Source organism: Brevundimonas sp. 1080, from assembly GCF_040545985.1.
Lineage (GTDB): Bacteria > Pseudomonadota > Alphaproteobacteria > Caulobacterales > Caulobacteraceae > Brevundimonas.
The window spans coordinates 57,328-69,986 of the sequence record NZ_JBEPMW010000002.1 but is presented as its reverse complement, the minus strand read 5'-3'; the positions used below and the strand labels follow the sequence as shown (position 1 = coordinate 69,986).

Here is a 12,659-nt window from a genome sequence, read left to right as displayed (position 1 = left end):
GCATATAAGCCCGATCATGGCCTGTCCTGTAAATGGATTGGCGAGCGGTGGTAGGGAAAAATGTTAGGGCTCTCAGGCAGGACCGAGGGCTAACGCAGGAGCAACTTGCGTTTGAAGCTGAACTTGACCTGACCTATTTAGGCGGGATTGAAAGAGGCAAGCGCAATCCGAGCTTGTTAGTTCTCGCCCGGATCAGTGAAGCACTCGGCGTATCGCCAACCGCGCTTCTTGCAACCCCGGCTCGGTAGCCACGTCGGTTGGCAGCGCACTACGTGCGGCTATTTGCTATCGCTTGTTTCCGCTCCGCGCGTCTCAACCAATGTACGCTCAAAGTAAAACGACGTGCGGCCAATTACGCGTGCAATTGAATAGACCACTTCAATAGCCAAAAGATAAAACACAAACATCCCAAAATGCCGAAGGAATGCAGCAAGCCCCCCCATCGCATCAGACTTCATGGCCCAGTCTGAGAATGCTCGAATGTACGGAACATTTTCACTAAATACTGGAAATTCTGGCGATGGCATAAGATTAATAGCTGTAACTATGATGGAATAAATTGCCAGCAGATTGAAGTAAGAAACGTTGTAAAAAAGCTCCTTGTATAACCGGGCTAACCTCTTGTTTCTTTCTTTTGACTCACGAGAACTTGACGCGCTCCCGCTGACTGGCCTCCGACCCAGCAAGAAAAACATCACATTTACGGTAAAGCCGAGGAGTATCGATTGAACGGCAAGAAAACCGGCTAGAAAATTGTCAGATACCTCCGCAAATACCAATGACAAACCGAGGGCCAACAAAAGCCAGACGATCAGGCGCGCGGTTTGGCTCTTCTTCTTTTGACTATCGTAGTCATAGAAGGTCGAATTATTGTCGCTAATAATTTGACGGGCGTTAAACACGTTCAGAGCGCGATATGATTTGACTGTCCAAAAGCGCGGCCATTGCTGCCTTGGCCTTATTCTTGTCTGGATGGCCTTTGATATAATCCACTATACCCAGAGGAAATCTGGTCGCGAAATGCCCGCTTTCGATGACGTTAATGGTCGTTGTTTTGCCGTCTACCGTGGCCACGACAGTGCAATCTTCGATATCTTCCTGACGTAGCGACAGCATTTCATTATCCGAAAGCATGTCTGAAACAGCTTTTTTGATCACCGCCGTGGGTTTACCGATATTAGCAAGAATGCTTTCCGTGACAGTTATTTTGAACGTAGAATCCTCATTTGACATTTGTTTGAATGTCATCGCGCCGCGCTGCCCAAACGCTGCTTTACCAGTAATTTCCCTGGGGCGACGAGAGAAATTCACGCGCACTTCTTTTGGTTTTGCCCCGGCATACGAGCTAGCACTGTGCCTATACGCGTAGGACACTACCCGGTGGTCTTTTGGGAAAAATGAGCGAAGTGTCCGCTCTAACTTACCCCAACCTCCGAATGTTCCTAAATACTGGCTACCTACGTAAATTTTACCATCTTCCGCAAAATACGCGATAAAGAAAAATGGTCGCAAGCTCACACTGCTTTCCGGGACCTCTCCCACGTCAGTGTTTTCATACGAATGCCCCGTATATGGCGCGCGGAAACGACCAAAGATCGTCCTGTCGTCTATAATTTCACAATGTTCTACAGGAGCATACAGAGACGTTTTTATGCGATTGCGTGTTTGCTCATCTCGGAGGTCCACTTCTGGCTGGGACATGAGGTGGTCGCAAAATGATGCGAAATCATCCGCAGTAAATGGGATTTGCTCGCTATTATTATCGTCTATCCGCTTTTCTCGGACAAATGAATGAAAGCTACAGGTTGCCTCTTCCCGCTTCTTCTCAGCCAACCTCAGAACCCCTCTAATTCAACGTTTTGATTTTCGAATAGGCATCAGACCGCTTTATTCATTGGCGATACCGGACCCTCACGGAACCGGGATGTTAACAGCCGCAGCCAGCGATTGCACTATTTTCGCTTACGCTATTGCAGTCCCGCTCTTAGGGCCACCAATCACCACTGCGCGCTTCTCCGCCCGTTGGATTGCGGAGCGAGTCACGCCGTACGCTTTCGCTAATACGCCCAGTGAAGCCCCCGATTCGCGTTGTTTCTTTATCTCCGCCAACTCGGCTCCCCCAAGGACCGAGGGCCGTCCTAAAGCTCGTCCTTCTGCTTTTGCCCGCGCTAGTCCAGCTTGCGTCCGCTCCACCAATAGATCGCGTTCAAACTCCGCGACGGCCGCTATAACAGACGTTGTCATTTTTCCCGCTGCACTGGTCAGATCGACACCACCTAGGGCGAGGCAGTGGACCCGCACTCCCGAACGATCTAAGCGCTCCACAGTGGACCTTACGTCCATGGCATTTCGGCCTAATCGATCCAGCTTCGTGACGAGCAGCACATCCCCCTCTTCAAGGCGGTCAAGCAGCTTCGAAAAGGACGGGCGTTCGGCAGCGGCAACCGACCCAGAAATTGTTTCCGATACCGCTCGTTGAGGCGCGACGCTGAAGCCAGCGCCTTCGATCTCTCGTAGCTGATTGTCCGTCGTCTGATCAGCAGTGCTGACGCGTAGGTAGGCAAAGACGCGGCTCATCGCTGTGTTCCTGTATCGAAAATCTGTAGCGAAATCCTACATGTATCGAAACCGGTAGCAAGCTATTTTACGATACATACGGGCTGACTGCATCGAAACCGGTCGTTTTCGATTCACCTGAGGCATTGGATTGATGACATTGTCGAGTTTCAGCCATCTTGCCCCCCCCCGGCCCTTTCTGGCAGAAGGACTGATGGCGACAAAATTTCTAGCCTCACATGACGAGTTCGCGGCCATGACCACTCGATCATGAGCGCATTGAGAAGCTCCGTCAGGCCTAACTGATGGCTGCATTTCGCAGCACGGTGTAGTGCGCTAAAAGATGAACGCTAAGAGTGTGCTGCAAATACTCAACTGCGGTTCACTGTCTCACCCATGCTTCGGTATCGGCGAGCCGAGGCAATAGACGTAATCGAGGTAGATCGGCATAAATCGCGCCAAAAAGAAGGGCTTGAGCGACATCGAAAGACGTTTCGAAATACCAAGAAAGGATAGCGCAAAGATCCTTTCCATGCACAACGTCTTTCAAATCCATGAGTGATGTTGCGCGAACTTCAGCGTCCACAAACCGTGTAACTTCGTGGGCGTCTGCCATTCTTCCATGGGGATTCAGAAGGCCAGCGATCAGACGGGGTATTTCAAGCCTTCGCATGGCGGGCGATCCGGCGACCTTAACTGAGAAACGCTTACCGCCATCCCTTTTAAAGGTCTCGCTGAACGGCAGATTTAATCCATTGCGATGTGACGCAAGTCGCACGGCGGCAAGCGCGCGTCCGACTTCGTCAACCAGTTCGCGTAACTCCTGAATGGACGCATCGGGCTTTGCGAACTGATCCCTGCAGAGAGTTTCGGTGCAATGATCGACAAGGCCATAAGATTCCAAATCCCGAAAATCAGTCATAATGACGCTGTCTGGGAGCGCACGTCCAGTAAATCTATCGAAGTCGGCGTCTACGAAAAATAGAAACCGGTGGGACAAATTTTGTTCCGATACGAGTTCAGCCAACTTAATTAGCCGCTCTCTCTGTCCGCCAGCATCCACAAATATACTGACATTATCTATTGTATAAACAACAGCATTTCTTCGCTCGATAATAGGAACTACCCTCAGCCAAAATCTTTCATCCTTATTTCCTTCGACAAACATAACAACCCGCATCGGGTCAGCATGCATTTCGTGAAATAATTCTTCGGTACTCCAGCGACTAATCAATGGACGAAATCTCGTACACCGACGATCGATGTTGGGCGGATATTGCGATTGAGTGGGTAGCCAAAAGGAATAATGGTGACGCACCTGAAGCACATTTCGCAAGCGCGGAGACGAGCTTCCTCTGCCAAGACACATGCAGCGAAAGTTCAGGTTCATCTATGGCAATTACGCTTCCTGTTCGCTGACAGAGCAATGCTGAGACCATCATGTATACGAAATGATATTCTCCAGAACTTAGTTGCTTCTCGGAAATTTCAACACCCATAGATGTCGTGATAATGATACCTTGATTGGCGTCCACCCTAATGGACTTGCCAGTCAAAAAATCATCCATAATATCCTCAAATGCTATGACGCGCCGAGCAATAAGTTCACGCTCTTCATTGACGCTCTCCTGCATTTCGACGTATGTCGATATGACCTTTAAGTCCTGCGCTTCTTTCTCGTCCTTTAATAGGTCAGATAGGGCCTGAATATCTAGCAAATCGGTTTGTAGGCCGTATCGACGCATGTCCCCCGCACGGCGACGGACAGCCTCTATGCGATCAACAAGCGCTTTTTGAGTAGGTATATCGGCATTTGATCTGATCGCTTTCAATATGCGTGGCAACAAGTCAAGCTCAGTTGCTCTGAAAAATTTTCTATAGTCGACTTGCGCTTCAGACAGAAACCCTTTTACTCGTAAAGCGAGATGCGGTCTTTCAACGCGTTCTTTACGTCTTGCTGGATTGTAGTATCGCTCTTCCTCGATCGGGTCAGCAGCGCGATCTACAGTTAAAAGATCATATTTAACGCCAGCCAAAATAGGTAGCACTCTGCTTCTAAAACGAGTGACGTTAGGTTCAAAATCTTGGTTCTCAACTCCGTTGTTACCTAAGTAGCTGGAGTAGTTGCCGTAAGAAATATGAAGGCACGCTCTACGCAAACGAACATCATCCCGGGCAAACCCTTCGAGCAAGTCGAGATTCTTATAGACAACGAGGCTCTCACCATTCGAAAGCGTCAGAGACGCCCTGTTGAACGGAACCTGCCGACATATCTCGAAATCGAGCCCCAACATTCCGCCGATCATTTTCAGGATTGTTGTCTTACCTGCGCCGTTTGCGCCCGATAAAATCATGATCTGGGGGTTGGGATCGTCATCTTCAGGCGTGGGAAGCCCGATGACCAAATTCGGTCCGCCAAACAGTCCATCAATTTCGAACCGGACGAGCCGAAGCTGACCTTCCGACGATAGACTTTCGACAACAGAACCGCTGAGCGTAGCCATGGAATCTCCAAAGTTGCCGAACGAGCTAAGCATGGTTGTGACACATTCGGGAGTCTCAGCCCTCAGATATCTAACAAGTCAGCCTAGGTGGCGCGACATCAATGCCCCTCGCGACTTCGTCCCCCAAACCAATAGGTTTCGCTAGTTCCGAGCGCCGAACGGCATAGGCAGGGGCGACGTGGGGCTGGTCGGCAAAACGGCCGTAGCGAGTCCAATAGTACTCGGCGTCGTGTGGAGACGGCCGATGTGTCGTTTGAGGGTCTGATGCGTCTTGCCGTCAATGAGGCTGATCAAACCAGCATCAGTGATGGATTTCCGGACTTGAGGCACAGTTGCCTTCGGCTGCTCCACCTCGCCCCCCGCGACGCCCACGCCAAGGCCATTTAAAGCGCCGTACACAGCCCTCATGAGAGTCGGCAAGGCATCGGCCCCGCCCCGGTTATTTTCAACGTAGGCGGCGATTATTTCGGTTGTTAGGACAGTGAGTTCAGTCTTGGCTTCACTCATAAAACGCTCTGTCACAATGCAAATCGATCTAGCACGGTAAAGATGCTTATTCCATTGCAACTATTGCAATAGTTACGGCTGCTAATAATGGAGGACAGCAAGTCTGGACTCTCGCTACTACGCCTTACACACTAGCTCTACGCATAAGCGAATGCCGCGATTGCCTAGAGTTATGCAAACGGTAAGGAACGGGATTTAGCTTACTTTACCAAGCAACTAAATCCCATCAATGTGAAATATTCCTCTTCCATAATTAGCTTCAAACGTGGAGCGTTATCGTGCCTAACGATGAAGCTATCATGTACGGGGTAAACTGCGATGTTCTCGTTCATGCATCGCATAATGACATTCAGGGCTAGCTCACTGTCATTCTTCTGAAGTTGAGCCCCTTTGTCGTTTCGAAAATAGTGCGCGATAGGCGCGAGGTGATCAACCATGGCGTCGCGATAGGCATTGAATGATTTGGCATCATCAAACCACTCGCCCTGCTCGGCCTTAATGAACGTGATTTGCTTGTCGTGATTCAAGAGGCGATTGAAAGTCTGTTTGGCACCCGCTAGCTCCACATTGAAACCGGGGACCGTGTAAGGGTCCAAATTGTCAGGCAATGCCATCCCAACCTCATTAAAGAGCATCGTGGGGTGTAGGCGGCTATAGTCCAGTTCGATTGTGGGCTGGCCGTCGATCAGCAGTTGATTGCGGAAGCGTTTCGGCATGCCCTGCCAATAGCCCCCATACATCCGACCCCCGCGCTCCCATGTTTCAGTGAAGATGCGTGTCAAAAAGATGCGGCGCTCGTCGAAGCCGTAGTGCAGCTTCGTTGTGTTGCCCGTCGAGTCGGCAACGATCATGTAGGCCTCTAGGGCGCTCCACGCCTCATCAGGCAGCGTCAGTCGAAACTGCTGCGTGAACTCATTGTACCGTTGAAGGACGGCGTCCAGCGCCAGCACGTCATCAGGCACCGCGCCCAGTCCATGTTCCTGCTTATGGACCTTGTAGGTCAGCTTTGGAGGCGACAGCGAGGGCAGTTCGACGCCATGAGACCGAGCAAGCACCTCGAAAGACTGCGTTGGCTTAATGCGCGTCGCATAGGACTGTTTCTTGCCGGTGTCGTCGAAGAAATGCGGCTCCACCTCAATAAGGCCAAAAGCCTCCATCGCTTCCCTAATATTCTTAAGGTGGACTGCGCTGATTTTGGACCCCGTGTACTTACCGAACCCAAATGCCACATTTAGGACTTTGGAGGGACGAACACGCAGCAGTGCAAATGTTGCAATGGCGTCCACGAACGCGAGGAGGGATTGCCGAAATGCTTCGTCATCTGAAGGCCTAGGCTTCTTGCGCGGAGGATGAGCCGCTCTGATCAGTGCGTAAAGTTCAGCGCACAGAGAGAGAAGCCCCGGTTTGGGTGCCGAGACAACCCTCAGCACCGGAGAACGATATTCAGTCGTGTCGGTGAGATCGCCTTCGTTTACGCTGCTGATCATGAGCCCACCCCCAGCAGGGAGTGGATATCACTGCGAAGAATCAGAGAGCGTCCGGCAACCTTGCGGATGGGCAGCTTATTGTCCTTGGCAAGGTTGTAGATCGTGGACCGACTGACGCGCATGTAGGCGCACGCTTCAGAGATGGTCAGCGTCAGAGAATGGGTTGGTGCAATGCTGCTCACTGACCGCGCCTCCGAGAGATGGCGGCGAGCCTGATAGTGAGCACGTCAGTTCCGGTCAGCGTGCCTTCATGCCCCCGCAAGCTTCGCCCCAATGTGATGTTGGGGTGCGCAACGGCGTTAGCTGGCGTCCGCAGTTCAAGCTGATCGAGCATCCGCATGATATGCCCAAGGGGCACCCAGACCCTCCCTGCGTGAGCCGTCGGAAACCAGATAAGGGTTTCATAGAGATCATTTACTGCATTCCTGTTGTCAGGTGCAGATTTGTGGCGATCAAGCCATTCAAGAATATGGTCATAGGTTGCTTCGGACAAGCTTACCCATACAGTTGTGTCACGGAAAAGCTTGTAGAGGCTGAGGCGCGTATTTGTCGTCATTGTTGGTCCAGTCAAATCCGGGAGCACGATTGCGCCGGGAGGACCAACCCGATTAGCCACATTTTTTCGTTGGACAATCAGAGACTTATTTAGCACTCAACTAAGTCAGATAGTTAGCTTCGTGTTGTTTTTCCGAGGTACAATCAGATACTTAGTGTCTCAATGGGAACTATCACTCTTTCGTGATTGGCGAGGAAGTTGGCCCAAGCCTTCATAATTGCCCTACGCCGATCCAGAGCATCACCACGGCGATAAGCGCGCTCCACGGCACTACCGACTGCGTGTCCAAGGCACATTTCGACAATGTCTCGCGGGAAGTCGGTGGTCTCTCCTGCCCAATCCCGGAAGGACGAACGGAAGCCATGGACTGTCGCCTGTTCTCCAATTCCCATGCGGATCACCACAGAACGCATCGCGTTGATGGAGAGCGGACCCTCCAGCGAGGTTGCAGGAAACACCCACTCACTACCTAGGGCCCGCATCTCCCGAAGTATCAAAACGGCGTCGTCAGTCAGCGGGACGCGAAGCTGCGTGGACGTTTTCGTACGGATGGCAGGAATGGTCCAAACCTTGTCGTCCAGATCGAACTCAGACCACATGGCGTTGAGTGTTTCAGATGTACGCACCGCGTTCAGAACGGTGAATTCCAGCGCCTTTGCGGCTACGCCCTGACGCTGCCTGAGGCTTTGCATGAAAGCAGGGACGTGGTCGTAATGGAGAGCGCGCTGATGCCCCCGGCTGAGTTTGGAGCGAGCGGGCAGAAGATGGGCGAGATTCCCCTTCCAAGTAGCCGGATTTTCACCCGACCGATAACCACGAGCCTTTGCTGCGTCGAGAACGTTCTCGATCCTCATCCGTACCCGTGATGCGGTCTCTGGCTTCGCCTTCCAGATGGGCACCAGACATGCGAGCACGTCTTCGGTGGTGATGGCATCAACCGGCGTGTCAGCAATCGGCTTCGCATAGTCCCTGAGAGTGTTGGACCACTGCTGACGATGCTTCTCGTTGCGCCAGCCACCGCCCTTAAGAGCGATGAATTTCTCAGCCATCGCGCTGAACGAGGGTGCGGAGCTTTGCTGGCCGGACTTGGCTAGCGGGTCAACGCCAGATTTTACCAGTGCCCGTGCGGCTGAGCACTTAGTGCGCGCTTCGGCCAATGACGTATCGGAGAAGCTGCCGAGGCCCATCTCACGGCGACGTCCCTCCCACTGGTACACATACACCCAGCTTTTTCGACGCTCAGCGACGCGGAGGTAGAGGCCTTTGCCATCATTGTGAAAACCATTGCCAAGGGACTTGGCGGCGAGTGCGGTAAGGCGATTTGTTGTGCTCATGAGGGCGACGTGGCCCTAAGTCCGACCCTAAAACAACCGGTTGGATTGCTAGCAACGGCGGTGGACGCTCACAGACGAAATTCCGAATAAACAACAGTTATTAAAAAGAATTCGGACGATCCGGCACAACGTTGGACGAGCGTTCTGCGGGCTCTCTGTCCGCCACGTTGCATTTTTACGAACAGTTTTTGAATCGGTGCGGGGTTTGCCGACGAATACACTCGATCCTGAATTTCGAGTGGAATGTGGCCTTGAAACCTATTCGGCTCATTCGCCCTCCAGCGTTGGTGCAAGCGTGCCCTAGTGTTGATGACCACTGCTGTCGCAAGTAGTTGCTAACGACTTGGACGTCGCTGCGGCTCATCTGCGTTTCGATTGGCCCTCCTGAAACGCGCATGAAGCGACACACCCTCTGGGTCTGGTTTACTGTTGAGCTGTGCGAAATACTCAGATTGCAACTCCTCCGTTTCTTCATTTGAACGGAGTAAGAGGGTGCGGCAATACCGAAAAAAGCTTATCACAGGTTGACGAGTGAAGTTGGTAAGTTGTAAAAGTTCACATTTTCGCGTGTAGATGAATATACAGTGCTGGCGCACGCCGACCCTCGTGTTTGATTGGTTGCGGATACCAACCTGCTACAGAAAAGAATTTTACTCCGACCATTACACGCTTGACCTGGAAAAGAAGGCCCGGAGCTGTTCGCTCCGGGCCCTTAGTTTGTCACGCTGGAGGCGTCAGGGAGGGAAGCTCAATACTTCCAGCGCAATCCCACGGCGATCTCTCGGCCGGTGTGACGGTAGTCGGACACGCGGTTGGTCACGTCGACGTAACGGTCGTTGTAGGCGTCCGTCAGATTGATGCCTTCGAGCGAGAAGGTCAGGTTCGGCGTGAACTCGTAGGACATGGAGGCATCGACATTGGTGGTGTCGTTGACGCCTTCTTCGGAGTTGCCGTTCGCGCCGGGGAAGGACAGCAGATACTGGCTGCGTTGTGCGATCGAGACGCGGGCCTGGAACGGGCCATCCTCATAATACAGGGTCGCGTTGGCGGTGTTCTTCGACTGGCCCGTCAGGCGGTTTTTGCCGGCCGTGCCGTAGCTGACTTCGGAATCAACCCACGTGACGTTTCCGGTGAAGCCGAAGTTGGACCAAAGGCCGGGCAGGAAGGTGAAGGGTTGCTGATACTGGATTTCGATCCCTTTCAGCGCGCCGCCTTCGCCGTTTAGGCGGCGCGTGACCTGGAAGATATCGGTCGGGCTTGCAGCGCCCTGAAGCAGTTCGTTGGGCAGACCCAGCTGGTTGTAAGGGATCCCAACCGTCTCGGATGTGATGAAGCTGTCGATATCCTTGTAGAAGACGGCGGCGGCCAAAAGGCCCTCAGTCTGGAAATACCACTCGACGGAGAAATCGTAGTTGGTGGCGCGGAACGGGTCGAGAAGCGGGTTTCCGTAGGAGACTGTGCGGGTGGTCGGTGAGACGCTGCCGCCCGGGGTCAGATCGCCGAGGGTTGGACGGGACATCACCTTGGCGGCGCCCAGGCGGATCACGACGTCGTCACGCGGCTCAAGCGCCAGGTTGAAGGACGGCAAGACGTCGTCATAGTCGTTGTCGGTCGTGACATAGTCATAGGTCGTGACCGGCGGCGTCCCCACTGCGATGGTTTGCCAGCCTTTGGCCGTGACCTCGGTCTGGGCGTAGCGAATGCCGGCGTTGCCGCGCAGGACCATGCCAGCGACGGTCGTGTTGAAGTCGGCCTGAACGAAGATGCCCTTGTCCGTTTCGTCCACCTCGCGCTCGCTGCGGTTGGCCACCAGCGGATCGTCATAGAAGCTTAGGAAGTTCGCGATCTTCGAGATGTCCGGGGCGATGAAGCTGAGGTCGGAGCCCGCGCCGGCCTTGACCCCATCGCCGATGCTCACGACCCGGCCGATGCTGTCGACGCCCGTCAAGCGATCCGCGCCGGTCGGATTGGTCTTGGTGCGCGTCAGGCCGAAGGTCTCGAAGCCATAGGTGCGATATTCACCCCCCACCTTGAAGGTCAGCGAGTCGGACCAGTCATAGGCCAGAGAGCCCGCGCCGACCTTGTTATCGAAGTTGCCGCCGCCATTGCTGCGCGTCGCATTGACCAGGGTGAAGCGCTGACCCGACGTGACGTCGAAGCCATAATTGATGCGCGGCGCGCGATCATTCTCTCGGAAGTCGAACGTGTAGCCGTTCACGCCCGCGGCCTCGAAGGCGTAGGCGACGTTCAGCGGCGTGCGGGCTTCCGACCGATTGGCGCCAACCTTCAAATTGCCGTGGATGCGATCGGTGAAGTCGTGGCGCACGTTTAGCGACGCCTGATAGAAGTTGCTTTCGTTGCGCGTGAAGCCGTTCTCGGCGCGAACCAGCATGTTGTCGAAGACGCCATACGACAGAATGTTCTTCTCGGCGTCGATCGCGTAGTCGCGCACCACTACGTTGTTGACGTTGGCGCGGCTGAAAGCCCAGGCCTCGATGTTCGGGCTTTCCAGTTCCGAGTTGAAGCGCGACCACAATACGTCCAGCACGGCCTCGGTTCGGTCGCTCGGCCGCCATTGCAGCGCGCCCGTCATGCCCAGGCGATCTTCCTGAGTATTGCCCAAGGTGTAGCGCGGGATGCGTGGGTAATAGGCGCTGAGCAGGGCGTCGCGCTGCGCCGTTGTGGTGCAGGGGATGCAACTCGCGAAGTTCTGGCCCAGGCCGTAGGGGTAGTTGGGATAGTCGGCGCGAGTCTTGCCGGCGGGGATGGGCGGATTGATCGCGCCAGACTGCCAACGCGTCGTGTTGAAGCTGCCCAGAATGGGCGAACGCTCGGAGTAGGCGACCGAGATCAGGGCGCCGAAGGTGCGGTCCTCGTTCGACCAACTAAGCAGGCCGGCGAGCCGGGGCACGGTCTTTTCAGACAGGTCGTTATAGGAGGCCTGCACCGAGAAGGCAGAGTTCAGGCCGCTGCCGCCGAAGTCCAGGGGGCGACCCGTCTGCAGATCGACCGTGGCACCCAGCGAGCCCTCTTCGATCTCGGCTGATTGCGTCTTGCGAACCTTGATGCTGTTGAACAGTTCGGACGCGAACATTGAGAAGTCGAAGCTGCGGTTGCGGTTGCCGCCAGACGCAGCCTGGGCTTCCAGGCCGTTGATGCGAGTGCGGGTGAAATCGGAACCCAAACCACGCACCGAGATGGTGGTGCCCTGGCCGTTCACGCGGTCGATGGTCACGCCGGGCAGGCGCTGGATCGCTTCGGCCAGGTTCTGATCGGGGAAGTCGGCCATGTCTTCGGCCAAGATGGCGTCCACCGCTCCGGCTTCGCGGCGCTTGATGTTCAGCGCCTGTTGCAGGCTGGACCGGAAGCCGGTGACGACGATCTCATCGACCACTGTTGCGTCTTGGGCGGCGTCTTGCGTGACGGGTTCTGAGGCAGGAACGGCCTGAGCCGCAGCCGCCGACGCACCCATCAGGGCCGCCAGGGAAACGCCAACCGCGCACAGAGTCCGGGTGTTGGTCCGTCGCATTCGTTCTCTCCCCATCCCGGCGTCCATCCGGCGCCGGTGTCATTTTGTGGTATGCCGTCGCGCATATTTGGATTAGCGACGTATCGCTTATTGCAACAGCTTCCCGCATTTTGCAACAAGGTGATGTCAGGACCGAGAGATTCCGCTGAGATGCCGATAAATCCTCGACATCTCAGGCGTTAGGGC

The 12,659-nt window shown here is 54.3% G+C and carries 12 protein-coding genes; 1 reads left to right on the top strand and 11 read right to left on the bottom strand.

Translation table 11 applies throughout. From position 1 onward, the window contains the following. Window positions 1-32: 32 nt before the first annotated feature. Window positions 33-248: a helix-turn-helix domain-containing protein gene (locus ABIC32_RS05780; RefSeq protein ID WP_354073054.1), complete on the top strand. Its 216-nt coding sequence runs from the start codon at window positions 33-35 to the stop codon at window positions 246-248. A 30-nt stretch (window positions 249-278) separates the two neighbouring features. Here the strand turns inward: ABIC32_RS05780 and ABIC32_RS05775 are convergent, their stop codons facing one another. The 11 genes from ABIC32_RS05775 to ABIC32_RS05725 form a co-directional block, all read right to left on the bottom strand. Then, entirely contained in the window at window positions 279-902 is a 624-nt protein-coding gene (locus ABIC32_RS05775; protein ID WP_354073052.1) for a hypothetical protein, read from the bottom strand. Continuing rightward, window positions 895-1,833 carry a hypothetical protein gene (locus ABIC32_RS05770; RefSeq protein ID WP_354073050.1) on the bottom strand — a complete coding sequence of 313 codons (939 nt, stop codon included), beginning with the start codon at window positions 1,831-1,833 and terminating at the stop codon, window positions 895-897. The genes ABIC32_RS05775 and ABIC32_RS05770 overlap by 8 nt, the downstream gene beginning before the upstream one ends. 129 nt (window positions 1,834-1,962) lie before the next feature. Next, window positions 1,963-2,577: a recombinase family protein gene (locus tag ABIC32_RS05765; protein WP_354073048.1), complete on the bottom strand. Its 615-nt coding sequence runs from the start codon at window positions 2,575-2,577 to the stop codon at window positions 1,963-1,965. Window positions 2,578-2,938: 361 nt separating this feature from the next. After that, window positions 2,939-3,751: a DUF4435 domain-containing protein gene (locus tag ABIC32_RS05760; RefSeq protein WP_354073046.1), complete on the bottom strand. Its 813-nt coding sequence runs from the start codon at window positions 3,749-3,751 to the stop codon at window positions 2,939-2,941. A 31-nt stretch (window positions 3,752-3,782) separates the two neighbouring features. Next, on the bottom strand, window positions 3,783-5,060 hold the full coding sequence (locus ABIC32_RS05755) for an AAA family ATPase (protein WP_354073044.1): 1,278 nt from the start codon (window positions 5,058-5,060) through the stop codon (window positions 3,783-3,785). A 141-nt stretch (window positions 5,061-5,201) separates the two neighbouring features. Next, window positions 5,202-5,567, bottom strand: a complete 366-nt coding sequence (locus tag ABIC32_RS05750) for a MucR family transcriptional regulator (protein WP_354073042.1) — start codon at window positions 5,565-5,567, stop codon at window positions 5,202-5,204. Window positions 5,568-5,767: 200 nt separating this feature from the next. Next, entirely contained in the window at window positions 5,768-7,054 is a 1,287-nt protein-coding gene (locus ABIC32_RS05745) for a hypothetical protein (RefSeq protein WP_354073040.1), read from the bottom strand. Then, a complete protein-coding gene (locus ABIC32_RS05740) occupies window positions 7,051-7,236 on the bottom strand; it encodes a helix-turn-helix domain-containing protein (RefSeq protein WP_354073038.1) in 186 nt (61 codons plus the stop codon). Before ABIC32_RS05740 ends, ABIC32_RS05745 begins: the two co-directional genes overlap by 4 nt. Next, window positions 7,233-7,610: a hypothetical protein gene (locus tag ABIC32_RS05735; protein ID WP_354073036.1), complete on the bottom strand. Its 378-nt coding sequence runs from the start codon at window positions 7,608-7,610 to the stop codon at window positions 7,233-7,235. The genes ABIC32_RS05740 and ABIC32_RS05735 overlap by 4 nt, the downstream gene beginning before the upstream one ends. A 143-nt stretch (window positions 7,611-7,753) precedes the next feature. Further along, window positions 7,754-8,944, bottom strand: a complete 1,191-nt coding sequence (locus ABIC32_RS05730) for a tyrosine-type recombinase/integrase (protein WP_354073034.1) — start codon at window positions 8,942-8,944, stop codon at window positions 7,754-7,756. Between the two features lie 748 nt (window positions 8,945-9,692). After that, window positions 9,693-12,473 carry a TonB-dependent receptor gene (locus ABIC32_RS05725; protein ID WP_354073032.1) on the bottom strand — a complete coding sequence of 927 codons (2,781 nt, stop codon included), beginning with the start codon at window positions 12,471-12,473 and terminating at the stop codon, window positions 9,693-9,695. Window positions 12,474-12,659: the final 186 nt, after the last annotated feature.

What these genes read in the sequence shown, in the direction of transcription:
- ABIC32_RS05780 (WP_354073054.1), top strand. Translation starts at nt 33, where the DNA reads ATGGATTGGCGAGCGGTGGTAGGGAAAAATGTTAGGGCTCTCAGGCAG.
- ABIC32_RS05765 (WP_354073048.1), bottom strand. Translation starts at nt 2,577, where the DNA reads ATGAGCCGCGTCTTTGCCTACCTACGCGTCAGCACTGCTGATCAGACG.
- ABIC32_RS05760 (WP_354073046.1), bottom strand. Translation starts at nt 3,751, where the DNA reads ATGCATGCTGACCCGATGCGGGTTGTTATGTTTGTCGAAGGAAATAAG.
- ABIC32_RS05755 (WP_354073044.1), bottom strand. Translation starts at nt 5,060, where the DNA reads ATGGCTACGCTCAGCGGTTCTGTTGTCGAAAGTCTATCGTCGGAAGGT.
- ABIC32_RS05750 (WP_354073042.1), bottom strand. Translation starts at nt 5,567, where the DNA reads ATGAGTGAAGCCAAGACTGAACTCACTGTCCTAACAACCGAAATAATC.
- ABIC32_RS05745 (WP_354073040.1), bottom strand. Translation starts at nt 7,054, where the DNA reads ATGATCAGCAGCGTAAACGAAGGCGATCTCACCGACACGACTGAATAT.
- ABIC32_RS05735 (WP_354073036.1), bottom strand. Translation starts at nt 7,610, where the DNA reads ATGACGACAAATACGCGCCTCAGCCTCTACAAGCTTTTCCGTGACACA.
- ABIC32_RS05730 (WP_354073034.1), bottom strand. Translation starts at nt 8,944, where the DNA reads ATGAGCACAACAAATCGCCTTACCGCACTCGCCGCCAAGTCCCTTGGC.
- ABIC32_RS05725 (WP_354073032.1), bottom strand. Translation starts at nt 12,473, where the DNA reads ATGCGACGGACCAACACCCGGACTCTGTGCGCGGTTGGCGTTTCCCTG.